Genomic DNA, 23,485 nt, shown 5'->3' on the forward strand with positions numbered 1-23,485 from the left:
TAGCCATGTCCAATGACGCCATATCCTCAGCGGGCCCAGTCGGTACGAGCGCCACCACCACCCCGAAACGATTGACCGGAAACCTTGGCGTTACCGCCATCGTGTTCATGGTCGTTGCTGCTGCCGCACCGCTCACCGTGGTGGGTGGAACGATGCCCCTCGGATTCGGGCTCGGGAACGGGCTGGGCTTACCGGTCACGTTCGTCATCGCAGCTGTAATCCTGTGCTTGTTCACCGTGGGACTTTCGCGAATGTCGCGGGTGGTGTCGAAACCAGGCGCGTTTTACACGTACATCAGGGAGGGCTTGGGAAACACCGCGGGCACCGCAGCTGCCTTTGTGGCCGTCGTGTCCTACATAGTCGTTCCCCTCGCCACCTCCGCATACGCCGGGGTCCAGCTCAATCTAGCCGTAAGCAGCCTAGGGGGACCTGAAATTCCTTGGTGGATATACAGTCTCGCGACCATCGCAATAATCGGAGTCATCGGGTACCGAAGCATCGACCTCACCTCCAGGGTGCTCGGTGTCCTACTGGTCGGCGAAGTCTTAGTGGTCGCAGTACTGGCGGCGGTAGTCCTCGCGGTCGGTGGTGATGCGGGTATGACGTCCAAGCCCTTCGAACCGTCCAACTTGCTGTCGGGCAACATCGGACTTGCCATGATGTTCGCCATTACCGGATTTATCGGATTCGAGGCGACAGCGGTCTTCCGCGACGAGGCCCGCGATCCAGTGCGCACGGTCCCGCGCGCCACCTACATTTCCGTCACCGTCATCGGGCTGTTCTACACCTTTGCCGCCTACGTGATGATCGTTGCGTGGGGGCCTGACAATGTGGTTTCCCAAGCAATATCCGATCCTGCCGGAATGTTGGTCGGGACCACCGATCGCTATCTCGGAGCAGTCGGAGTGGTCGCGGCGCAGGCACTACTGATCACCAGCATCTTGGCGTGCATCCTGGCGTTCCACAACGTCACCGCACGGTACCTGCACGCCCTGGCCGGAGACGGAATGCTGCCACGAAAGATCAATTCCATCCACGAAGTACATGGATCGCCGGCGCAGAGTTCACTGATCGTCACCGGGGTGAGCATCGCATTCTTGCTGGTGGCAGTGATTCTGGGGCTCGATCCCGTCACACAGGTGTTTTCCTGGTTCAGCAGTCTGATCACGGTGGGAGTAATCATTCTCATGATTGCCACTGGAATCGCGGTGCTGGTGTACTTCGCCAAGAATCGCGCCGACTCCACAATATGGACATGCGTGGGAGTGCCGACACTCAGCGTGCTCGGCCTCGGCATTTCTCTGTTCCTACTGGTGCAGAACTTTCCCATGCTCGTCGGAGGTTCACGGGCGCTCGCGTACACATTGCTCGGGATCTTCCCCATCGCAGCACTCGTCGGCGTCGCCGTCGCAAAACGGAAGACAACAGAACGACACCGAAATCCGCTACGGTTTCTGCAAGCCTCACCCGAAGAAATTCCAGGCACGACATAAATTGCCGGGCTCGCCCGCAGATCTCGTACTCACCAACGGCGATGAGGACGAGATCTGCTGCGTTGTCAATCCGTCGTTCATTGCCATGAGGTAGACAGGCACCCCCAGACGGGAGGGCGCCGCGCCCTATACTCATGCCTGTGAATAGGGCGAACTCTCGAGGGATCCGGTGAGTACGGGACGCCCAAACTTACCCAGTGTTCTACGCAAGCAACCGTTGCAAGAACGATCCAGACTCGCTGTCGAACACCTACTCGACACTGCCAGCGAGATCGTCCTCGAACAGGGCACTAGTGCTTTATCGAGTTCCCCGACGATCCTGCTGGAACGATCAGGAGTCAGCCGCGGGTCTTTGTACGCGTTCTTCGACTCTCCTGAGCGGGTTCTGGACGAACTCGCACGGAGATGCATGATCGACTCGTATGGGCTGATCACCCGTCAGTTCACCAATCGTTCGCGAACGACGTGGACCGAGATTGTCGACATCCTGGTCGGTCACTACAGACAGCAGTACGCAATTCCACTGATTCGCGAACTGTGGGTCGGGCAACATCTGAATGCGAGCATCCGTAGTCTCGACCAGATCTGGTGCGACGAGATAGCTGTTCTCGTCTTCGAGCAGTTCGAAATTCACGCGCCACGCTTCAACCGCTTGTCACACCTACAGTGCGCCATTGCCGTCGAAATTATCGAGCGACTTGCTCAGTACGCCTTCCGGACCAACCCGTCCGGCGACGAGACGGTCCTGGCCGAGTCGCACGACGTACTTCGCGAGTACTTTTCATCCTTTGAATAGGTACCACGCGTACGAGTCGGTCTACGCGCACGAATCAACACGACGACCAGGTTCCGGCGCTTCACCCCTTCGCGGAGAATCCGTCTTGCGCGCAATGCATTTCGCGTCTACTTCCGCGACTGAGTTCAGCAAGCGTTATACAGCAACAGGTCTCACACCCGTGAGCGCCATAAGACGATCGAGCACCGCTTTGAGTCAAACGCAGTGGGCCGCCACTACCCACGAGTTTCCGCTCAGAACCTTGCAGTGAGATCTAGGTTTTGGGGATTCTCGAAGATCCGAACAGCTTCTGCAACAACGGCGTAGGCAAAATCCGGAACTTCAGCTTCAGCCGGCAGGGCTGACAGCTTTTCCTTCGTCAACGGAGAATTGAGCGCCCGAAGTGGTGTCGCGGCTTGCCCCATCCACGGGGCGAACACCTCGACAGCAGTCGTGTCCGTGATACCGAGGCGTCCGATTTCATCGACAACCTTGTCGAATGTGAGCCACACTTGGTCTCCCAATTGCTCGGCAAAGAGTGTGTACGAACCCCATGACCATTGGGCACGTTGGAGATTCGCAGTCAGCCTCACGGCGCCGTCGGCCGCCACGCCTCGTAGTTGCCCGTCTTCCCATACCCAATCGACTTCGAGGTCGGGGTCGATACTTTTTTGCGGCATGGTCATTTCGATCGCGTTCGCTCTCTTCGTTTCCTTGCACTTGCGCATTTGTCGAGGCACCGGTGTACCTCTATTGCTGTGTACCTCTATTGCGTTCCTTGGATCACGACCCATGCAATCACGAATGCCGGCCGCTGTGAACCGAAGTTTCGATGCCTAGCAGGGTTTACATCGAGGTTTGCGCAGGTATACGCACTTTCCGCCGGTTAAAATTGAGACCCGACTGTAACATTCGGACATCGTGGAATCGCTCGCCGATCAAACATATTGCAGCAGAAACACATTAAGGATTCTCTGCGCACAAAGCTGCTCCGCAACTGCGGAGTAGACATGACACATCTCACCGAAGACGGCCGATGCGGAATTCTCTCCGGACCAGTGTGTTGCATTGACTGACGCTGTTTTGCCGATTGGGCCTGTCTTCGGGTCCTGTCTCCAACGAAAGGTTGTGCAATGACCAAGTTGCTGTTTGCCGTCACCTCTGCAGATCACTGGACGCTCAACGACGGGACCGCCCACCCCACCGGATACTGGGCCGAGGAGCTGGTCGAATCTCATAAGGCGTTCGTCGATGCCGGGTACGACATCGTGATTGCAACACCCAGCGGCAAGGTCCCGGTTGTGGATGAAGGAAGCCTTGCCCCCGAGGTCAATGGAGGTCAGGAGGGCGCCGACCGTATGCGCAAGTACATTGCCGATCTGCAGCCGGCGCTGAACTCGCCCCACATTCTCGAAGATATCGACGCCGACACCTTCGACGTGGTCTTTGTTCCGGGCGGGCACGGGCCGATGGAGGATCTCGCAGTGTCCACAGCCTTCGGCGAGCTTCTGGTGAAATTCTTGGACGCAGGCAAGGTTGTCTCGGCAGTCTGTCACGCACCGGCAGCGTTGCTCCCCGCGCGCAGATCCGATGGAAGCTGGCTGTTCGACGGTTACAACCTGACCTCCTTCACCAACGAAGAGGAGAGCCAGGCAGGTTTGGCGGACAAGGCGCCGTGGCTGCTCGAAACGAAGCTACGCGAGCAGGGCGGCAGGTTCTCGAACGCCGAGGCGTGGTCCCCCTACGTCGTAGTGGACCGCAAGCTGTACACCGGACAAAACCCGGCGTCGTCCAAGCCCCTCGCGGAGCGAATCATCGCGGACTTGAGCTGAGCTGTCGAAGTTTGTAGATCTCAACGACGGAGCGAATCCCCTAAACGGAGTGCTACACGTACCCGCTTAGGGAATCGTTCTGTCCGGGAGTGCTTTTCCGTCGGTGCAGAATGATCCAGGTCTGGGCATAAACCGACTTCGCCTTCATTATCCCTCGATGCCGACCACCGAGATACCCACCTTCTCAGATGCTCTCGCGCGAAAGCCTGTGGACGGAATATGCGGCGATAAAGTTACATCGAGTCATGATGCGTTTCCAGTTCGAGCTGGTACCGGTGGACGAGGTCGAACCGTCGAGCCAGATACGCAACCAGGAAGACCCGAGCACCGCACATCTTCGAATCAGCCGGATCTCAATGCTGGACACCACCCGCAAAACCGGAAAAGCAGCGTTCTATGTTGGGGTGCAAAGGTTTTCGGCGATGATTGTCCGTGTTAGATTTGAGCCACGGTCATGAGCACCAGCATCAAGCCCTGGCTTGCTGGTCGGCAACCCTCCCGCGCGGTGGGGTGCTCCAGGTGACGACCCGGCGGCATCTGCAATTGATTCCGCAAGCGCGCAGGGTGAGGGTAGAGCCCGGCGCGTGTCCGCACTCATTCGAAAGGTCCCCGGTCGTGGTTGGATCACCTGGTTTCTTGCACTTGGCAATCGAGTTGGACGGCGCGGGAAGCCATCCCGCTGCATGGCGGGTGTGGGGTCACCCACCCGCCGAGCTACTATCGCCTCGGATTCTTCGGTCTAGCGCAGCGACCGCAGAGGCAGCCGGATTCTCATGCGTCACCTTCGACGACAGGGTGGTGCCGGAGGGCACACTGCACCCGTTGGGCAGGTTGGATGCTGGGGCTCGCGCGGCGTACCTCGCCTCGACGACAGGGCAGGTTGGGCTCGCCCCGACAGTGCAGGCCCTGACAACCGAACCGTTCCACCTCGCCACCCAACTCGCCAGCCTCGACCACGCGTCGAGAGGCCGCGCTGCCTGGGTAGTCGGTGCGGACAACTCCGTCGACGTCAACGAAGCCGTCGGCTTCGAGCCCCGAAGCGCCAAGGCCGCGAGCCGCGAAGTCCGGGACGTCGTGGACCTCGCGCGCCGACTGTGGGATTCGTGGGAGGACGACGCTGTCGTCCGCGACCCCGCGACCGGCCGCTACCTCGATCCGGACAAGGTCCACCACGTCCGGTTCTCCGGCGAGTTCTTCGACGTCGTCGGCCCGCTGATCACTCCACGGTCCCCGCAGGGCCAGATAGTCGTCGTAGGAGACGCCGATCTCGGCGTGTCGGACCTCCTCGACGTCGTGCTGGTGTCGGGCCATGACACGTCCGCGATCGCCGAAGAGGCGGCCCGGCAACAGGGTCTCACCTTCGCCGACATCGAGGTAGTTCTCGACACCCCCGACCAGACGGCACAGTCGCGGCTCGCCGCGCTCGACGAGCATTCGCCGTGGCCCGACCGTGGACGGCTCCGTTTCACCGGTTCGGCACCCGACCTCGTCGATCTGCTGAGTTCCCTTGCCGGCATCGTCGATGGCGTCCGGATCCACCCCGCCGTCGTCACAACCGATCTGAAAGTCCTGCGCGAGAGCGTCGTTCCTACGCTGCAGGAGTTATCGGTGCACCGCGCCCCTCGGATCGGCGCAACCCTGCGCGAAACGCTGGGGCTCGAGCGTCCCGTCAGCCGCTACGCATCGTCCACAACCCGCTAGTTCAGAGCCAGAGGAGTTTCGCCATGACCACTCCGAACACCGGAGCGCCCTACGACGCCGAGGCGCAGGTTCACCTCGGTGTGTTCTATCCGGGGATCGGACCGCAGACCGTATGGGAGGACCCGAAGGCCGCAGATCAAGTCTCCCCCGACACTTTCGTGAAGGTCGCCCAGACTCTCGAGCGCGGGCTGTTCGACGCCTTTTTCCTCGGGGACGGCCAGCGAGTACGGGAGAACCGGGGTGCGGTGCTGTCCACCGACATCGCCGGCCGACCCGACGCCATCACACAACTGGCTGCGCTCGCGGGCGCAACCGACAGGATCGGCCTGGTCGCCACGCAGAACACCACATACAGTCTGCCGATCGATCTGATTCGCAGGCTCGCAAGCCTGGATTTCCTGTCCGACGGACGAGCCGGCTGGAACATCGTCACGACCGACAACGCCTGGACCGGTGAGAACTTCCGGCGAGGCGGGTGGCTCCCCCACGAGCGCCGCTACGAACGAGCCACCCAACTCGTAGAACTGGCCAAGGAGTACTGGGCCGCATGGTCTCTCGGCGACGTCGCATCGAGCGCCGCCTCCGACGCATGGCTGCCGGACGGCCACGCCGGGAATCTCACCCGGACTTCCGACCTGTTGCGCGCCAGCGCAATATCAACCGTTCCGGGCAGTAGGCAGGGGCGGCCGGTGCTGTTCCAGGCCGGCGACTCGGACGGTGGCCGGGAACTGGCGGCGCGCCACGCCGACGTCGTGTTCTCGGCAAACAGCGAGTTCGACGACGCCGCCGCTTACGCCCGCGATCTGCGGTCTCGGCTCGCCGCGCACGGCCGGTCCGCGGATTCGCTCCGCATCCTGCCCGGCGTCACCGTGATCATCGGCGACACCCCGGAGGAAGCCGATGAGAAGGCCCGCTGGCTCCGCGAGAACGCGTACAACCCGCATCGTGCCATCGCCTACCTCGAACACTATTGGGGGCAAGACCTCTCGGCGTACGACCCCGACGGCCCCCTGCCGGACATCGACCCTATCGACGGCGAACTCGATCCGTCTCGCGGCACGATTAAGATCGCGGACCGCACCGGCAAGCTCGACCAGATCTCTCGTTGGCGTGCGCTCGCCGACGAGAAGGGCCTCTCCATCCGGCAACTGGTCCTCGAGGTCGCCCCGAACTCTCGGTACCTCGCCGGGACCGCCGGCGAGATCGCAGACCGCTGGGCGTATTGGGTCCGACACCGAGTGGTCGACGGATTCAACATCAACCCCTACCATCTGACGGATTCGATCGACGACCTGGTCGACAAGCTCGTCCCTGCGCTACAGGACCGTGGCGTGTACCGCACCGAATACACGACCGACACACTCCGCGAGCACCTCGATCTACCTGCGGCATAGGGGATGTCGTCTCCGCCCGGCCTAGTGGTCGCCTTGATGAACCGAAAGTATTGGCGCAGTTGGCGCGTTCGAGGATGCAGGCGAAGATCGAACAACGCGAAGGAACGTTCAGCGGGCACTGCAACGACCACCACATAATTTCCGCAAGAGTCAAATCATTGTTCGCATAACCGCGTGTTGTCACCATGGCTCTATGCCTGCGATACACCCAGCCGCCGTCCGCGTCGCGGATCGCCCCGGTCAATGTGCAAACTGCACTCACCCCTCTCCCTCCCTGGGACGAGGGTTGATCGAACGCTGCCTCAAACTCAAACCGCAGCCCGCTCGGTGCGCCGAGATCGTCGTCATGGACTACTACACGGGGTTGATCGAATTCTGCCGGTGCCGACATCCATTCCATGGATCATGACCTCGACGGTCGATTCCTTTCCACTACGGTGTCCGTCGGATGTTGTCGCCCAACTTGGATGCTCTGTGGATTCCGGCCGGAGCGGGGGTATCACTAGTTGACGCAGAAAACACCCTCCTCAGGCCGCGCTGACGGATCGGCAATCAAGTCGGCACACCGCTCGATACCAGCCGATCCCGTTGCGAAATCCGAAAGCTGCGGACACACATGGACAATCGCGGAATGGATCAAGTATTCGTGGGCGGCGATGTCCGAACGATCGAATTCCAGAGCCTGCACTGATTGCCACAGTCCGGCGGTTCCCTGCTCCGCGATCGAGGTACACGCCCGGCGGCCTAATTCGGCGGCGTGACCACGAAGCTCCCTCAGAGCGATCCCGTTGTACAGGGCGCCGTCCAATTGCGGTAACCCACACACGTCCCGAGCAAAGGCTGCGTCACCCCCAGTCGGCACCGAGTCGTTCACCACGTGTGACCATTCGGCCCGCTTCTGATTCTCCAGGTCCTCGCGAGAGGGAAACGACTGCTCCGGGTAGTGGTTGCGTTGGTCGTCGAAAATGTTCTGCCAATAGATAACCGATTCGTCGACGCTCATGTTCGCGAAGTCTGCATCGAGGCAATGTACGGACGGGTTCATCGGTGCATCGGAGGGCCGTTCGGCAAAGTATCGGGGATTCGGCGTCTGCTCGATTCCGGCGACATCGCGCGAATTCTGGTCAGGAGTGCATGCAACCGCAACAAGTCCGGCGAGAACGACGACCATTCCGGCTAGTGCCGGGACAATCCGAAGACTCACAGCCAACCTCCCGAGAAATCGCGTACCGATTCGACTCACTATGCAGCACCACCGGATTCTTCGACGCTATGACGCTCGTGCCGCTTCACCGAACTGGTCGGGCATGAGGCCTCGGGGTTGCCAACACACCTCCCCAAGTTCTATGGTTCATTACATGAGTAATGAACCAGTGAGCCCCGGGCGTGGATCATCGTGATCGACGACGGACGACCACTGTTCCAGCAGATCGCCGAGCAGATCGAAAGCTCGATCATCGACGGCTCACTGCCCGAAGACGGGCAGGTGCCCTCGACCAATGAACTTGCGGCGTTCCACCGGATCAACCCGGCGACAGCAGCCAAGGGCCTCAATCAGCTCGTATCCGAGGGGATCCTCTACAAGAAACGAGGAATCGGAATGTTCGTCACTCTCGGTGCGCGCGACGCACTCAGGTTCAGACGCCGAGAAGCATTCTCACGTCAGTACATCGAACCGCTCGTCGCAGAAGCCGAACGACTCCAGATTCCCCTCGACGAACTCAAATCCATGCTGGACGACAGGAAGGTGGCCCGATGAACGCGAGCATGACAACGACCGGGACCGACGTCAGGCGTTTCACCGAATCAGAACTCGTCGCCTCGATGCGCTCGGTGAACAGAAGATACGGGGATGTCGACGCGCTCTCCGACGTCACGTTCGAGATCGAGCACAACAAGATCTATGGCCTGCTCGGCCGTAACGGCGCGGGCAAGACGACGATCATGCAGATCCTGACCGGGCAGGACCTGCACACCAGCGGCGAGGTCGAGGTATTCGGCGCCGCCCCGTTCGAAAATTCTGACGTGCTGGCGAACGTGTGCTTCGTCAAGGAAAGCCAGACATACCCCGAAGACCTCCGGGTCAAGCACGTACTCACCGCCGCGAGCCATCTGTTGCCGAAGTGGGACCACACGTTCGCCGAGGCACTGCTCGACGACTTCCAACTTCCTCTGGGCCGCAAGGTAAAGAAGCTTTCGCGCGGTATGCGGTCGGCACTGGGGGTAATAATCGGGCTCGCATCCCGCGCGCCGCTGACGCTCTTCGACGAGCCGTACCTCGGTCTCGATGCCGTTGCACGCCAACTGTTTTACGACCGACTTCTTGCCGACTACGCCGAACATCCACGTACCGTAGTGCTTTCGACTCACCTGATCGACGAGGTAGCCAATCTGCTCGAGCACGTGATCGTCGTCGACCACGGCCGAATCGTGCTCGACGAGGACGCGGACACACTGCGCAGCCGCGCAGTAGTGGCAACCGGTCCCCTCGCTGCTGTAGATGCTTTTGCCGCGTCCGGCACGGTGCTGCACCGTGAGTCCCTCGGCACCCACGCCCGAATCACGGTGCAGGCCGGCGTGACCGATACCGAGCGGAACCGTTTACGGGAGGCTGGGGTCGAACTGGAGCCGGCATCTTTGCAGGAACTTGTCATCGCGACCACCACACAGCGCAGGGAGACCACCGTATGAGCATCACAACGACCGCGCCCCGGACGATTCCGAAGGCGCCCACCCGGTCCCGGATCGGTTCCGTCCTCCAATTGCATACGGTCGCATGGCCGCTGCTGATCGCCTGGCCGGTCGGCATTCTGCTGGTCTCGTTCCTGATCAGCTTCACCATCTACGCGATCGTCGGGAACGAGCAGGGCGAGGGCTTCACCGGCAGCGTGTTCTCCGTCTACGGTTTCGTGCTCGCTTTCTACCTCCAGTCGATGGCCCAGACATTCCCGTTCGCACTCGGACTGAGCGTGACTCGCCGCGAGTTCTTCACCGCCACAACGGTGATGGCGCTGGCACAGTCCGCGGTCTTCGCAATCGCGCTGCAGCTGCTGTCAGTGGTGGAGTCCGCTACCAACGGCTGGGGTGTGCACATGCGCATGTTCGGCATCGCACGCTATTTCACCGACAGCACGGCCGTGCAACTGTTGGCGCTGTTCACAACGCTGCTGCTGACCAGTTCGATCGCGATGCTGACGGGTGCGATCTACCAGCGGTGGCGGATCACCGGTCTGCTTGCCTCCCTCACCGGACTCTTCGGCGCGCTCGGCCTGTCAGCGATCGTAATCACCTGGGCCCGCTGGTGGCCGGCGATCGGTTCGTGGTTTGTCGATGTCCCACGGGTGGTGCCGATGGCGGTGCTCCCTCTCGTCCTGACCATCGCGTGCATCGCCGGCGCCTGGGCGACACTGCGGCGCGCAACGCCGTGACGGCCACGATCAATTAGAGGAGCCGAGGAGCGATGATGGGCAAGGACGTCACAACAGGCACGGGTGATGACGTGCAGGCAGACATACTCGCGATCCATGAGCAGTGGTCCACGGCGATCGTCTCGAACGATGCCGAACGAATCGGCAGATTCATGGCGGACGACTGGGTGATCGTGTCCGATTCGGGCCTCACGTCCAAAGAACAATTCCTGTCTATTATCCAGTCTGGCGAGCTCACCCACTCGACGTTCGACCGGGTCAACGACGCCAGAGTCCGCACCTACGGTGACACCGCGGTTCTGACAGCGCGGTTGACGAACACGGCGCACTACCACGGCCGACAATTCGACGCCGACGAGTGGACTACCGATGTCTTCGTTCGACGGAATGGCCGCTGGCTGTGCGTGTTGAGCCATATCACCGCAGCTGCCACTCCCTGACTTTCGCTCGTGCAGGTCGTCGGCGTCAGCTGATGATGTTGCTAGCTTGGTTACTCCACGCCGGCAGACTGAACAGCTCACCGGCCCCGGAGATGAAGGCACTGTGCGCATGCGCGTCTCCGCGCAAATTGTCCATGTTCCACGCAGTGAGAACACCAAGGAACCCCTGCACTCCGTCGACGCAGCCCGGATCGTTTGCTGGGCAACCGGGTTGACCTTGAATGTCGTTGTGGTTGGGACCGTTCAGAGTCGCGCGCACCTTCGGAACAGAGTCCGGGGTGGCACCGAAATAGCCCTCCGCGGACTGCGCTCCGATCAAGTCCCACGGCAACGGCTGGATCGACTGCGAAATGGGGCTGTTGGAGCCGTTCACGTACAGCACAGAACCTGTGGTCAGCGCCCGCGGATCCGTGCAGACGTTCATCGCCGCATCAGCCTTGGGCAGGCCACACATGTACTGGCCCGGAAGCTCTATGGGGACAGCGGTTTTCAGTTCGCCGCCGGAGCTGATCGCCGCGTTGAGGGCACCGACCGCCCCCTGAGAGTGCCCCATCGCACCGACATTGCCGGTATCCAAACTCTGATAGAAAATGCTCGACGGATCGCTGTCCTCATGTCGGAGGAAATCCACTGCCTCCAGCATTTCCTGACCTGTGCCGGTATTGGTGTTGTCGGCCGCGATCACCACGAACCCCCACGATGCCAGATGGGAGAGCAGATAGTCGTATTGGAAGGGGTGCGCCCACGTCCCGTCACCCCAGGTGATGATCGGGTGCCGATCTCCGTTCGCGCCCAAGTCAGTGGGATACCAGACGTCGAACTTGTTACCGGAGGAATCGCAACAACCGAAACCTTGCTGACTGGTCACCTCCCACGGACCTCGCTCGGAGTACGTGGCGTCGACGGTTCTGCCGTTCGCGACAGGCCCACTGGTTCCACCCGCCTGCGCTGTGGCGCCGGATCCCAGCAGCACCAGAGTTGCAGCAGCGAGGAGCGGGACACTTTTGCTCATCAGACTTTTCATGTGATGCACCCTAGCGACGAGACCTAATCCAACTAAGGCTTTGTAATCTAATCGTTACTACTTCGAGTTCGCTTGCCGGAGAAGCACCTTCGGTATGGACAAGCCATTATATAACGTTTTAGTAACAACACCTATCATTCATTAAGTTTGATGGCACGATGAGCTTCCATCGGACGGGCAACCAACCCACACCATGTCGAAGGAGTGCACATTGCGGGACGAAGCAACTTACGAGGCCGTCGAATCAGCACTCACCAAGCTCGACCTGGATGCGAAGGCACGGCTCCTCCAAGGTCAGGACATGTGGACCCTGCCTGCCCTTCCGCAAATCGGGTTGGGATCGCTGGTGATGTCCGACGGACCAGTAGGCGTGCGAGGCGTCTTCTGGGGACCGGACGATCCGTCAATTCTGCTGGCCTCGCCCACCGCAATGGCCGCGACCTGGGATCCTGACCTGATCGCGCGTGCGGGAGTTCTGCTCGCGCAGGAAGCCAGGCGCAAGGGCGTGCACCTGTTGCTCGCTCCGACCGTGAACATGCACCGCACCCCGGTCGGCGGCCGACACTTCGAGGCCTACTCCGAGGACCCTTTGCTCACCGGCGCAATCGGTTCCGGCTACGTCCGCGGGGTGCAGTCCGGTGGCGTCGGCGCCACCGTCAAGCATTTTGTAGCCAATGACGCCGAGACGGACCGCATGTCCGTCGACAACATTGTGTCCCCGAATGCGCTGCGCGAGATCTACCTTGCGCCCTTCGAGGACATCGTGAAGAACTCCCGACCCTGGGCAATCATGTCCGCGTACAACAGCGTCAACGGCACCACCATGAGCGAGCACAACGAACTTCTGAACGGAGTATTGCGGGGCGAGTGGGGATTTGACGGCTGCGTAGTCTCGGATTGGATGGGAACGCGCTCGACCCTTGGCGCGATTCTGGGTGGCCTCGACATCGCGATGCCCGGTCCCCGCTCCGTCTACGGAGAACTACTGGCCGAGGCAGTCAGGAATGACGAGGTCGACGAGTCGGTAGTCGACGACGCAGTGCGCCGAGTCCTACTGCTCGCGGCGCGCGCGGGCCTCCTCGAGGACGCCAATCCTGCGGTGACCGAACTCCCCGCGCCGGTGGACGGCCGCGCTCTGGCCCACGAGATCGCCAGCCGTTCCTTCGTACTGACCCGCAATGCTCCCATCGGCGGTGAGACGATCCTGCCGATCGACCCGAGCACTACCACCGTCGCACTGATCGGACTGGCCGCCCGCGACGCCCGCGTCCTCGGTGGCGGCTCCGCAATGGTCTTTCCCGAGTCCGTCGTGTCCCCACTCGACGGACTGACGGCAGCACTGCCCGAGGGCTCGCTCAGCTACAGCATCGGCACAACGTTGACCGACCAGATAGGCACGGCCGAAAGAGGATTCGAGTTGCGCGCCCGGTGCTACGACGCTGTGGGAACCCTGCTTCGAGAACTGGACCTACCCAACGGAATGATCACGTGGATGGGAATCCTCCCGGAAGGCCTCGACTTCCAAGCGCTGCACACTGTCGAGGTCCTCGGCACATTCACTCCGCGCGAGAGTGGTTCACATCGCTTCGGCACCAAGGGACTCGGCATGTTTACCCTGACAGTCGGCGGTGAAACTCTGTTCGACGGTGACCAACCCCTGGAAAGCTTCGATCCGTTCGAGCTGTTCTTCGGTGCTCCGAAGGACCGCGGCTCCGTCGAACTGACTGCCGGAGAACCTGTCGAAGTGGTACTGAAGCACACTCCGATGAAAATGGAGGGTTCGCCGATCGACATCCTCAGTTTCAGTCTGGGACACCAGGAGCCGCAACGAGACCCGGAAGAGCTGATGGCCGAGGCGGTCGATGCCGCGAAGTCGGCGGACGTCGCCGTCGTTGTCGTCGCGACAACTGACCAGGTCGAGTCCGAGGGCTTCGACCGCAGCACACTGAAATTGCCGGGGCGTCAAGACGAATTGGTCTCCCGCGTAGCTGCCGCTAACCCGCGAACTGTCGTTGTCGTGAACTCGGGTTCGCCGGTGGAGATGGCCTGGCGGAACGATGTCTCGGCGGTATTGCTGAGCTGGTTCCCCGGCCAGGAAGCCGGCGCCGCACTGGCCGATGTTCTGGTCGGACTGACTGAGCCGGGTGGCCGGCTACCGACCACCTGGCCCGCAACACTTGCGGATTGCCCGGTCACGGATGTCACACCCGTCGACGGCAAGCTCACGTACACCGAGGGCCTGTTCATCGGCTACCGCGCCTGGGACCGAACAGATGTCGCACCCGCGTTCGCGTTCGGACACGGTCTCGGCTACACCACGTGGGAATACGAGAGCGTCGAATGGCAAGGCGACACCGTCACGGTTCGTATCCACAACACTGGATCTAGGCAGGGACGCGAGGTTGTGCAGGTGTATCTCGCTGCCGCCGACATCGACCCGTCCAGACCCGCCCGTGCGCTTGCCGGCTTCGCGAGCGTGGTGGCAGAGGCCGGCGAAACCGCAACGGCAACAATCACTCTGCCGCGTCGTGCGTTCGAGGTCTGGGACGAGCAGAGCCGTAGTTGGTGCTACCGACCCGGTTCGTATGATCTCCACGTCGGTGCCTCGTCGGCCGACTGCCCTCTCACCCTGCGCATCGAGACTCAAAATTGAAGTCCTTGAACACCGTTCGCGTCATCGCGGGGGCCGTCACCTTGGCAATGCTCTGGCGCCGACCCAGAGCCAGGACGCGGGACTGATGGCCGTCATCCTCACCCAGGCGCGATGAGAAACGCTTCCGTCGATAGGCTCATTGCATGACTGAGCGACAACGGGGTGGCCGGGCGGTCAAGGCCGAGGCCCGGCGCGAGGCCATTCTCGACGCGACAATGGCCGAGATCGCGGAGCGCGGATACCGCGGCACCACTCTCGCTGCCGTCGCCGAGCGCGTCGGCCTGACGCAACCCGGACTGCTGCACCACTTTCCCAGCAAGGAACACCTCCTGATCGGAGTGCTCGACGCTCGCGACCGATGGGACGCCGCAGCCCTTCTCGCGAACTCGACGGATGTGCGACTGTCTCACCTCGAACAAATCGTGGAATTCAATGCCGACCGGCCCGGAGTCGTCCAAACCTTCACCGCACTCGCCGCCGAAAGCGCGACCGGGCAGCACCCAGCGCGTGAGTTCTTCACCGAGCGCTATGCGTCCGTGCGAGAGGGCATGGCCGAATTGCTGCGCGCGGAGCTCGGGGACCGATTGGCCGGCGGGCTCACACCCGAGCAAGCTGCACCACTACTCATAGCTGTCATCGACGGCATACAGATCCAGTGGCTCTTGGCGCCGGACGAGGTGGACATGCCTGCCGCATTCCGAAACTTCCTCGCGCTACTGACCGCGATGACGCCTTCCGAGCACCCGACCGCCTGACTGGACGGACTCCTGGTCACTGTGGAGCAGCGACGCATCCGCTACCTACGTCCAAGGCCACAATCAGCACGCTGCGCCGCATTCGACACGGATGGACCGTCCTCACCAGCAACGCGGTGGACATGTCGATGCATGCGAGAATCGGACAATGATCGACACCAGCCGTAGAGTGTTGCACCCGCGCCCAACGCGACTTCTGTGTGTCGGCGTCCTCTTCGCCGCAGGCTTGCTGTGGCCCACTCCCCTCGCCGCGGCCGCACCCGCCGAGGCCGGACCAGCGAGCTGCGTACCGTTCGGGACCGCCCAGCTGCCGCCGGGCGCTCCATCGGGCGGAGGCCGTATCGGTCTGGCCGAACTGCCGACGTTTACCGGCTCGACCGCCCCCACGTCCGTCGAGGTTCGCACTCCGACCACTCAATTCAACCGATTCTGGGACTTCGCGCTTGTCGGCCACGACCTGCTCACTCGGCCCAGGGAAGCCGGCGCGCCTACCGCCGAACCCTGGCGATTCGTACCGATGCCCGAATGCCTGCGCGGCCGGTTGGTCGGGATATCGCTGGACGACGACGAACTCGTCGCGGTCGACGACAACGGCTGGATCTACACGATGGACAACGCGTCCCAGCACCCGCTGGCGTGGAACTGGACTTCCGCGTGGGGGGCACCCCTGTGGAGCGCTCCCGGCCGGCAACTGCCAGGAGACCGTCCGAACGGATGGGCGCTGAGCGTGTCGTCGCCGTGGGACAACCAAACCTTCACCGACATCGCCGGACGAATCCACTTCGTCGGATTTGGCAAGATGACAATGCTCCCCGCGCTGACCGGGGACGGCAGCCGCATCACGTACGCGGACCCGTGGCTACCCAACGACGACAGCTACGAGATCGGCGGGCCGCTCGGCGGGCGGTTCCAGGCCGACTCGTTGTCGGCGGCCGGATCGACCACCTTCGTGATGAACAAGTACGGCGACATGTACACCCGCACATTCGATTTCGACTCGTCGGGATCGGACTCGATCTTCTTCCGCTACAGCTGGGACGACCAGTCGGATAAACCGTCCGCGCCCAACCTCGTCGCCGAAACGCTCGACCGCAGCACCGCCGCAATCCAACTGCCGGCTCCGGACTGGGTGCACCAACCCAAGATTCCCGGCGAGATCACATCCGCGATCAGTGTGCACTCCCTCGGCCCCGGCCCGAATCGGCGCGAGTTGCGCGTGGAGGGCCGCAACGGCACCGAATCCGGTTTCTGGCACAAGGATCTCGTAGGCGGCCTGTGGGAGTTCACACCAACGGGCGCGGACCTCCTCGGCTCGCCGATCGAGAACACGCCGACAGACCGCTCGACAGATACCCTGGCCCCCGCCGCCCCTTGGGACCTGTCCACAACGCTGCCCGCCCGCGACGGCGCCATCGACGGTCAGACACTGATCGACATCGGTTTTCCGTACACCGTGGTGGACCCGCGCATGCTCGACGCGATCGGCCAGCACGCACAGCCTTCTGGCTACCGGTTGGACGTGGACCACTTCGACCCCGTCGCCACTACCCGGACCGCGACAGTCACCGCACCGGACGGCACCTACATTCCAGTCATCCTGCACACCGCCGACGGACTCCGAATGACACCCCGCGGGCCCGGCCTCGACGCCAACCCACGCCACCTCGTCGGGGCAATCGAAATCCCGGCGGACGCGTACGCGACTCGGGAATCGAACCCCGCACTGGACGCGTTCGTCCGAGACTGGATGCGCGGAAACCACATTGCAGCGATCACTCTCAGCGCCACCGACCATGACCTAGTTATTCGCTGACACGAAACCCCGCCGCGCGACCCGTCAAGCGAGCCCAGCTTCGTGCTGACGACGCGACTCGATCACCTCCGGAAGGTGTTTTTGAGACCACTCACAAGCAGCCTGCAGCGGCTGCGTGAGCGTGTATCCGAGTGTGGTCAAAGCGTAGGTGACGTGACGCGGTGATTCCGAATGCACTGTCCGACTGACGAACCCGTCACGCTCCATAGTTCGCAGAGATTCGGTGAGGACTTTCGGCGCAACGTGCCGCATCGGGACTTGTATCTCGGAGAACCGCCGGGCCCCACCGAGGAGGCAGAAGATGATCTGAGCATCCCATTTACCGCCTACCTGCACCGGAGGACGAACCGTCCCGCACGAGGCGAATAGTTCTGAATCCAGAGGTCCAGTCATGCAATCCACACTACGGATGTCGAGTCGCTTACGTTGCGGTAACCGAGGGGGCGCGTTCTACCGTGAACTCGTCCCCGTCGCCATCTCGGTGACGCAGTGAACGGAGGAAAGCATGAGCCGGATTGTGTTGTTCGGAGCTGGCGGCCGCGCGGGTCGTCGAATCTTGGCACAGGCCCGCGCCCGGGGCCACGACGTACTAGCCGTGATGCGCCACCCACATGCGCACCCCGACATCGACGGCGTCACGGGCGACGTCACCGATGTCGCTGACGTACGCCGACTCACGGCAGGGGCCGATGCGGTGATCAATGCCGGCGCTAGCATGGATGCACCACCGGACCAGTTCTTTTCCGCATCCACGCATGCATTGATCGGAGGACTGCAGACCAGGCGTCTACTCGTGATCGGGATCGGAACAACCCTCGAACCGACCCCGGGAATACGACTGGTGGATACCCCTGACTTCCCCGACGACGCGAAGCCGTTCACCGTCGGTCATGCCCTCGAACTCGAACTCCTCCAGCAGAGCCCGAGCGAACTCGACTGGGTGGTAATCACTCCCCCTCCTGTGGTCATCGCAGAGCACGCCGAAACCGGCCCACTGCTAGTCAGCGCCGGCCCGGAACTCTTGCATTCATCCGATCCGACATTCACCTATACCGACCTCGCTGTCGCGACGGTTGACGAGATCGACAATCCGACGCACCACCGAACACAGATCGCCGTGGTCAGAAACTGAATCCCCATTAGGAAACTATTGGCCGTTCTCACGCGATAATCATTGCGCCCCAGGGCATTACTCGGTCCTGAGCATCTCCATGTTCACGCGGTGATGATCACAAATTCGAGACCAGACCGGATCACCCGGGCAGACCACGACGAGGTCGACGTCACCTGACTTCTCCACTTCTGAGGTCGAGACGACCTGGTTCACCTTGATCACTGCAACTTCCTGCCGGACTGATCGCCCATTCGGCGCTCGTCACCACACCGATCCCTACTCGAATTGCCGATCCTGAATCGCCGAGTTGAGGGCCGGCCCATCCTCATCGTCCGCGAGAATCGCTCGGGTGTGGCGTGCGGCAAAGCGCTCCAGTGCGACGGTTGCCTCGGCTTCGCCTTCCCATTGGTCCGGCACAGCAGTGCCGTCACTCGTCGTTCGCGAGACCTGTGCCATGCCGAAATCGATGATGGTACGGGTGAACGAGCACCGCACGAAGTTCGTCGACGCGGAGAACCGCACTGCACCGAAGTTGCAATCGACGAACGAGGTGTCGGAGAACTGCGCACCTGTGAGGTCCGAGTCGTCGAATGTGCACCGATCGAACACGGTGTTGGGCACGGAACGTAGCTTGTGGGCTTTCGCTCCAGTGAAATCGCAATCGACAATCTTCGGCCCGAGCGCCAGACGAGAGAGGGTGGCGCCGCGGAAACTGCATTGTTCGAATCTGCGGTTCAAGCGTGGTTGGCCGGTCAATGCAGCGAAATCGAAGCGACAGTCGAACAATTCGGCTTCGAACGCGGTGAGCGCACCCCGCATGAAACTAAGATCGATACGTTCCAGCGTGACGAATCTGATGTCCAATCCATAGCGACCCACCGTCAGACCACGCAAATCCACCAGCCGTTCATGGGTCGCCGGCCACCGAGAAGTGAGTGTGTGAGGCGGCTTGACAATCCGCGACTGATTGAGCAACTGTTCCCGTAGATTCTCGACATCCTCGCTGGACCAACGGCGGCGCAGAGCGCTGATCTCGGACCTCTTCACGGTCTCAATACTATCGCCGAGATACTCGGAAACTGGTTGTGGCTGCCGAAGAGCCAAACAACGCTCCTTCGACTCCATGACAGGCCCGACCGCAACCATGAAGGCATTCCAACTCACCACACCAAGCGCGCATCGAGTCGGCGACAAATCAATCCAATTCCCGCCGGGATGGCAGGTGCCTGAACGTCACGATCGGGAGTAGCGCCGCCAACCCGAGCACGCAGAGGCTCGCACGCAGCGCAACCAACCTGGATTCGACATTGATCTCCACCGCCCGGTCGAGCTGCGCCGAGGTCAACTCCATTCCCGCGAGGCGGCTTCGGAGGTCGTCGTTTTCGACGAAACTGACCGAACTGGTGGTCACTTCAATTCTGCTGTCCGACAGTAGATCCGATCCGTCGGCGACACGGACCGAGGCGGACTGCGCAAGCACGGACATCAGCACGGCCCCCGCGACGGCGGTACCCGTGCACAGGCCGAGAAAGTTCGCCATTCCCCGAGCGCTGCCGATCTCTCCGGAGAGAGACGGTGGGCTGGTCTCCATGAGCAATGCACTGCCCGCACTCAGTCCCACTCCGATACCGAGGCCCAAGGCGACCTCACTGATCAAAGTCCACGCACCTGACCATTGGTTGGAGATGGTCATTGCCAGCAGTATCACCGACGCGGCAGCCAGCACGTGGGCTGCTGTCAACAGCCAACGGCACGCTATCATTCGCATCAGAACTGGTGTGGCAGCAGCGGAGGCGAGTGCGGCAAGGGAGATCGGTATCAGCATCAGTGCCGTCCCCAGCGGACTCTTGCCAAGCACCATCTGCGTATAGAGCGGCAGCAGGTAGCTCACTCCGGCCATCAACAGGTTCACCGCGACCAGCCCACTCAGGCACGCACGGTTGAGCCCAGAGCCGAACACCTGAGGGGCGAGCAGGGGTGTCCTGTCAGCGTCGAGCAACTCGTGTTGGCGCGCGACAAACGTGTGGAGCACCAGGCCGCCGATCACTACCAACGCGAGCACGGGAGAGAGGCCGAGCACACTCAAGGGAGCACCCTCGGCGGCGAGGACAAGCCCCCACGATCCGATCTGATTGATGGCGGCGACCAACATCAGCACGCCCACGGCCGAAAGCGCGATACTCGTCTTGTCGATGGTCCCTCGGAACGTAGTCCGGGGTAGCCGTAGACGGGACGCGACGACGCTCGTTCCTGCAATTACGACGAGCAGCAGCACGAAGGGTGCTCGCCAACCCCAGGCCTGCACGAGGAATCCACCGACCAGCAAAGCGAGCGCCGCACCGATTCCGGTTGTACCCGCCAGCACCGACACCGCAACGGTGCGCTGCGTGCCGGAATATGTCTGACCGAGAATCGCCAGCGCGTTGGGCACAAGAAGAGCACCGCCGAGTCCGGCGATCGCCTCACCTGCGATAAGAACCGAGACATTCTGTGCCAGAACGCAAGACAGCATTCCCGCGGCGTAGACACTCAAGCCGAGCATCTGAGTGTTTCTAGCACCCAGCACCCCGCTGATCTTGCCGCCCGTGATCGTGAAGGCTGCGACGAACACGCCGTACGCGACGATGGCCAACTGCACGTTTGAGATCGTGGTGTCCAGCCCGTCGACGATCCGACTGATCGCCATTGGCAACACCGTAGCGTTGAATACCGAGACCAAACCGGTGCAGCACACGAGCACGAGCGGCAACCAACTCGCCCTGAGTTGAGCGTCGACCGCACGCTCGGTTGCCACAGGAACGGAAGGCAGCTGATCCGCAGTATCCATATGTACACCCCTCAGGGATCGATGATGTCGCGGCGATGGCATAACCGACGGTGAGCTGACCACCCACGCAGGGAGAGCCGGCTGCTGTCGATCAGGCCGGCAGAGTCAGAAATTGCATAGGCGGTGTTTCCTCGAAGCGGCGAGAGACGTTACCGGCGAGTCCGCCTTCGAGGGACGTGTCGCCCATCAGGTCGAGCTTGCCTGCCTGCGCGCCCACACTGAAGTCCAGCTTGTCGAAGTCCACCCACAAGACATTGGGTCGCGTAGTCGAGTCGAAGACGTACCGCTTGTTGGTCAAATCGGAGACGGTCTGCCAAATCGTCTGCGAGGCATAGGGTTTGTCGGGATCAGGGATCCTGAAGGGTTGCGCAGCATTGCGGATGACGCTGAACATTCCCGCCACCGCCTCGACCTCGCTCTTCGGCTCAGGCAGCCGGCCCACGTAATATGCTGCGCGAGCGAACCGGTCGGACGCAAGCGTGGTCCCCGGTAGCGGCTTGGTGCCACCGAACCCGTCGACCTCTTTGAGAAGTTCGATTTGCTTGTCGAAGGACGGGGAATTGGTCATCACACGGTAGTCACGGTCGTGCCAGACGGTCGCCTTGCCGTCGAGGTACTCGATGATCGCCGAATCGCCGGTCGCGTCGTCCAACGCAAGGTGAACGGCGGGCACCTCGCCAGTCGCCGGATCGCCCAGCGGTACAACCTGGACGTCGGAATCGACGATCCAGGCGGCGGCATCCGCAACAGTGGCAAAGTTGTCCAGGAAGTACTGCAGCCAGATCGCCATGCTCAGACTTGGCTTCGATGTGTCACGACTACCGTAATCCGATTCCGCGAGCCACAAGATATGGCCCGCCAGTCCAGCCTCGTTCATGCCGTCCACCGACATCATGTCGAATGCGCCAGCCACGACGCTGCCGTATTCGGCTGTCCAACTGAGGGAACCGCCGACGCCATCGTTGCGTTCAACCCCCTGGGGAAGCAACCACAGATTTGTCCCGGTGTCGCGGTGATAGTCCATGTTGCGGCCGACGAGAACAGACCCCGCGGCATCAGGCCAAATTACTCTGGTACACATCGTTTCACCTTCTGTAGATTTCGAGAGAACCAGTGTTTGCCGATATTCTTCTGCTACGCACCTGAACTATGAAGACCTTTCCGCGACAGCCGATCCCGGCCACCGACAGCTATTCGTTTGCGAATTCAGTTGGTTGGCTTTTTACGGCGGGTGAGAAGGCCGGCGATCCAGCCGAGTAGGAGGATCACGACGAGGGTGAGCCAGAGCGGTGACTGCACGGATACCCAGAACAGTTTGATCGTGGTTTCGCTCCGGTTCTGGAAGATGAAGATCAGGGTCAGAACCACCAACACCGCAGCGAGGATGTTACGTGGGTGAGTAACGATGGGGCGGAGTCGATCTGGGCGCCTGAACTCATGGGAGCTACCTTTCGTCGCCGCAGTCGGTGAGTAATCGGTCTGCGAGGATGCGTGCTTTCCGAGCGGGAAACTTCGCGTGCGTGAGACTGCCCGCGGTTACGGTTCGCCGACCATTGAGGAATTGATCCAGACATCCGTGTCTACGAGGACGGCTGGTCGGCACAGTCACAAAAACTTGCCCGAGAAATCCGAGCCGGACTCGGCGGGCGCTACGACAAAGATTGGAACAATCGAAATCTAACACGTGAGACGCAGCGCGATGGTCGATTAGGGCGAATTCTTAGACTAACCACCCTCCTTGTCACTGCCTTTGTCCGGCCGGCCGATCGACCACTTGCTACATGCGGCAGGTGCCGTTCGCCTGACACATCATGCGTGTACATCACGCACTAAATCGCGAAATTCACCCACGATTTCACCCCTAGCCAATGTGCCGTATGCCCATGCAAACACGTGACTCGTGATACAAAACAAAGGAGAGTTGCCTGCACACATCTTCTTTCAGACCCTTTGTCAGACGGCAATTCTTGGAACGCGTTGATCCGCGACATACGTCGAAAACGGCAGCGAGGCGCCTGTACACGGAGGTGAAAAGCAGATACCTCATGAAGACCGGCGGGGTAATTCGCGCTGCTGGTCATTGGACTCGATTGTTCACAGCGACTACGGACTATCCACCGATAACGCAGATGAATCGTGCGCTCGCCTGCCGAGTTGCGGACCTCGTGCGCCATAATCGGAGGGCATTCCAATAACCATTGCCTGAGCAGTTGATTCGTCCCACATCTGATCCAGG

At 61.5% G+C, this 23,485-nt stretch carries 21 protein-coding genes and 1 riboswitch; of the genes, 13 read left to right on the forward strand and 8 right to left on the reverse strand.

Features of this window, described 5'->3' with window-relative positions; genetic code table 11:
- Nucleotides 1–5: 5 nt before the first annotated feature.
- Together R4P64_RS21240 and R4P64_RS21245 are read left to right on the forward strand one after the other, a co-directional pair.
- Nucleotides 6–1,493, forward strand: a complete 1,488-nt coding sequence (locus R4P64_RS21240; RefSeq protein ID WP_317822583.1) for an APC family permease — start codon at nt 6–8, stop codon at nt 1,491–1,493.
- Between the two features lie 409 nt (nt 1,494–1,902).
- Nucleotides 1,903–2,289 carry a hypothetical protein gene (locus tag R4P64_RS21245; RefSeq protein WP_317822585.1) on the forward strand — a complete coding sequence of 129 codons (387 nt, stop codon included), beginning with the start codon at nt 1,903–1,905 and terminating at the stop codon, nt 2,287–2,289.
- A gap of 233 nt (nt 2,290–2,522) precedes the next feature.
- Here the strand turns inward: R4P64_RS21245 and R4P64_RS21250 are convergent, their stop codons facing one another.
- Nucleotides 2,523–2,954, reverse strand: coding sequence for a hypothetical protein (locus tag R4P64_RS21250; protein ID WP_317822587.1), 432 nt, complete (start codon nt 2,952–2,954; stop codon nt 2,523–2,525).
- 447 nt (nt 2,955–3,401) lie between these two features.
- On the opposite strand from R4P64_RS21250, the gene R4P64_RS21255 reads away from it, so the two are divergent.
- The 3 genes from R4P64_RS21255 to R4P64_RS21265 all read left to right on the forward strand — a co-directional run bounded on the left by R4P64_RS21255 (nt 3,402) and on the right by R4P64_RS21265 (nt 7,195).
- Nucleotides 3,402–4,100, forward strand: a complete 699-nt coding sequence (locus R4P64_RS21255; RefSeq protein WP_317822588.1) for a type 1 glutamine amidotransferase domain-containing protein — start codon at nt 3,402–3,404, stop codon at nt 4,098–4,100.
- Between the two features lie 450 nt (nt 4,101–4,550).
- Nucleotides 4,551–4,664: riboswitch (SAM riboswitch) on the forward strand.
- Between the two features lie 51 nt (nt 4,665–4,715).
- Nucleotides 4,716–5,801 carry an LLM class flavin-dependent oxidoreductase gene (locus R4P64_RS21260; RefSeq protein WP_317822589.1) on the forward strand — a complete coding sequence of 362 codons (1,086 nt, stop codon included), beginning with the start codon at nt 4,716–4,718 and terminating at the stop codon, nt 5,799–5,801.
- 23 nt (nt 5,802–5,824) lie between these two features.
- The gene (locus R4P64_RS21265; RefSeq protein WP_317822591.1) at nt 5,825–7,195 is read left to right on the forward strand and encodes an NtaA/DmoA family FMN-dependent monooxygenase; all 1,371 of its coding nucleotides are present in this window, start codon (nt 5,825–5,827) and stop codon (nt 7,193–7,195) included.
- A gap of 502 nt (nt 7,196–7,697) precedes the next feature.
- On the opposite strand, the gene R4P64_RS21270 is transcribed toward R4P64_RS21265, so the two are convergent.
- Nucleotides 7,698–8,399, reverse strand: coding sequence for a hypothetical protein (locus R4P64_RS21270; protein WP_317822593.1), 702 nt, complete (start codon nt 8,397–8,399; stop codon nt 7,698–7,700).
- 192 nt (nt 8,400–8,591) lie between these two features.
- Between R4P64_RS21270 and R4P64_RS21275 the strand changes: the two genes are divergently transcribed.
- The 4 genes from R4P64_RS21275 to R4P64_RS21290 are packed head-to-tail and all read left to right on the forward strand — an operon-like array spanning nt 8,592 to nt 11,063.
- The gene (locus tag R4P64_RS21275; protein ID WP_095886940.1) at nt 8,592–8,954 is read left to right on the forward strand and encodes a GntR family transcriptional regulator; all 363 of its coding nucleotides are present in this window, start codon (nt 8,592–8,594) and stop codon (nt 8,952–8,954) included.
- The gene (locus R4P64_RS21280) at nt 8,951–9,886 is read left to right on the forward strand and encodes an ABC transporter ATP-binding protein (protein WP_317822595.1); all 936 of its coding nucleotides are present in this window, start codon (nt 8,951–8,953) and stop codon (nt 9,884–9,886) included. The genes R4P64_RS21275 and R4P64_RS21280 overlap by 4 nt, the downstream gene beginning before the upstream one ends.
- Nucleotides 9,883–10,623, forward strand: a complete 741-nt coding sequence (locus R4P64_RS21285) for an ABC transporter permease (protein ID WP_095886942.1) — start codon at nt 9,883–9,885, stop codon at nt 10,621–10,623. Before R4P64_RS21280 ends, R4P64_RS21285 begins: the two co-directional genes overlap by 4 nt.
- A gap of 35 nt (nt 10,624–10,658) precedes the next feature.
- Nucleotides 10,659–11,063, forward strand: coding sequence for a nuclear transport factor 2 family protein (locus R4P64_RS21290; protein ID WP_317822597.1), 405 nt, complete (start codon nt 10,659–10,661; stop codon nt 11,061–11,063).
- 25 nt (nt 11,064–11,088) lie between these two features.
- On the opposite strand, the gene R4P64_RS21295 is transcribed toward R4P64_RS21290, so the two are convergent.
- A complete protein-coding gene (locus R4P64_RS21295) occupies nt 11,089–12,087 on the reverse strand; it encodes a hypothetical protein (RefSeq protein WP_317822599.1) in 999 nt (332 codons plus the stop codon).
- 211 nt (nt 12,088–12,298) lie between these two features.
- Here R4P64_RS21295 and R4P64_RS21300 point away from each other — a divergent pair, with 211 nt between their 5' ends.
- From R4P64_RS21300 to R4P64_RS21310, 3 genes are all read left to right on the forward strand, one after another.
- Nucleotides 12,299–14,740 carry a glycoside hydrolase family 3 protein gene (locus tag R4P64_RS21300; RefSeq protein WP_317822601.1) on the forward strand — a complete coding sequence of 814 codons (2,442 nt, stop codon included), beginning with the start codon at nt 12,299–12,301 and terminating at the stop codon, nt 14,738–14,740.
- A gap of 143 nt (nt 14,741–14,883) precedes the next feature.
- Nucleotides 14,884–15,495 carry a TetR/AcrR family transcriptional regulator gene (locus R4P64_RS21305; RefSeq protein WP_033231589.1) on the forward strand — a complete coding sequence of 204 codons (612 nt, stop codon included), beginning with the start codon at nt 14,884–14,886 and terminating at the stop codon, nt 15,493–15,495.
- Nucleotides 15,496–15,643: 148 nt separating this feature from the next.
- Nucleotides 15,644–17,308 (forward strand): hypothetical protein, encoded by a 1,665-nt coding sequence (locus R4P64_RS21310; RefSeq protein WP_317822604.1) that lies wholly within the window; start codon nt 15,644–15,646, stop codon nt 17,306–17,308.
- A gap of 24 nt (nt 17,309–17,332) precedes the next feature.
- Here R4P64_RS21310 and R4P64_RS21315 read toward each other — a convergent pair whose 3' ends face one another.
- On the reverse strand, nt 17,333–17,701 hold the full coding sequence (locus tag R4P64_RS21315; protein WP_033231804.1) for a winged helix-turn-helix transcriptional regulator: 369 nt from the start codon (nt 17,699–17,701) through the stop codon (nt 17,333–17,335).
- Nucleotides 17,702–17,813: 112 nt separating this feature from the next.
- Between R4P64_RS21315 and R4P64_RS21320 the strand changes: the two genes are divergently transcribed.
- Entirely contained in the window at nt 17,814–18,440 is a 627-nt protein-coding gene (locus R4P64_RS21320) for an NAD(P)-dependent oxidoreductase (protein ID WP_317822606.1), read from the forward strand.
- 258 nt (nt 18,441–18,698) lie between these two features.
- Here R4P64_RS21320 and R4P64_RS21325 read toward each other — a convergent pair whose 3' ends face one another.
- The 4 genes from R4P64_RS21325 to R4P64_RS21340 form a co-directional block, all read right to left on the reverse strand.
- Complete coding sequence (locus tag R4P64_RS21325; RefSeq protein WP_317822607.1) at nt 18,699–19,469, reverse strand: pentapeptide repeat-containing protein; 771 nt, start codon at nt 19,467–19,469, stop codon at nt 18,699–18,701.
- A 148-nt stretch (nt 19,470–19,617) separates the two neighbouring features.
- Complete coding sequence (locus tag R4P64_RS21330) at nt 19,618–21,249, reverse strand: MFS transporter (RefSeq protein ID WP_317822608.1); 1,632 nt, start codon at nt 21,247–21,249, stop codon at nt 19,618–19,620.
- A gap of 91 nt (nt 21,250–21,340) precedes the next feature.
- Complete coding sequence (locus R4P64_RS21335; protein WP_033231596.1) at nt 21,341–22,330, reverse strand: linear amide C-N hydrolase; 990 nt, start codon at nt 22,328–22,330, stop codon at nt 21,341–21,343.
- A 125-nt stretch (nt 22,331–22,455) separates the two neighbouring features.
- Nucleotides 22,456–22,623 carry a DUF1049 domain-containing protein gene (locus R4P64_RS21340; protein ID WP_230589995.1) on the reverse strand — a complete coding sequence of 56 codons (168 nt, stop codon included), beginning with the start codon at nt 22,621–22,623 and terminating at the stop codon, nt 22,456–22,458.
- Nucleotides 22,624–23,485 lie beyond the last annotated feature (862 nt).

The organism is Rhodococcus sp. IEGM 1366 (assembly GCF_033142425.1).
In the GTDB taxonomy this organism is placed as follows: domain Bacteria; phylum Actinomycetota; class Actinomycetes; order Mycobacteriales; family Mycobacteriaceae; genus Rhodococcus_F; species Rhodococcus_F globerula.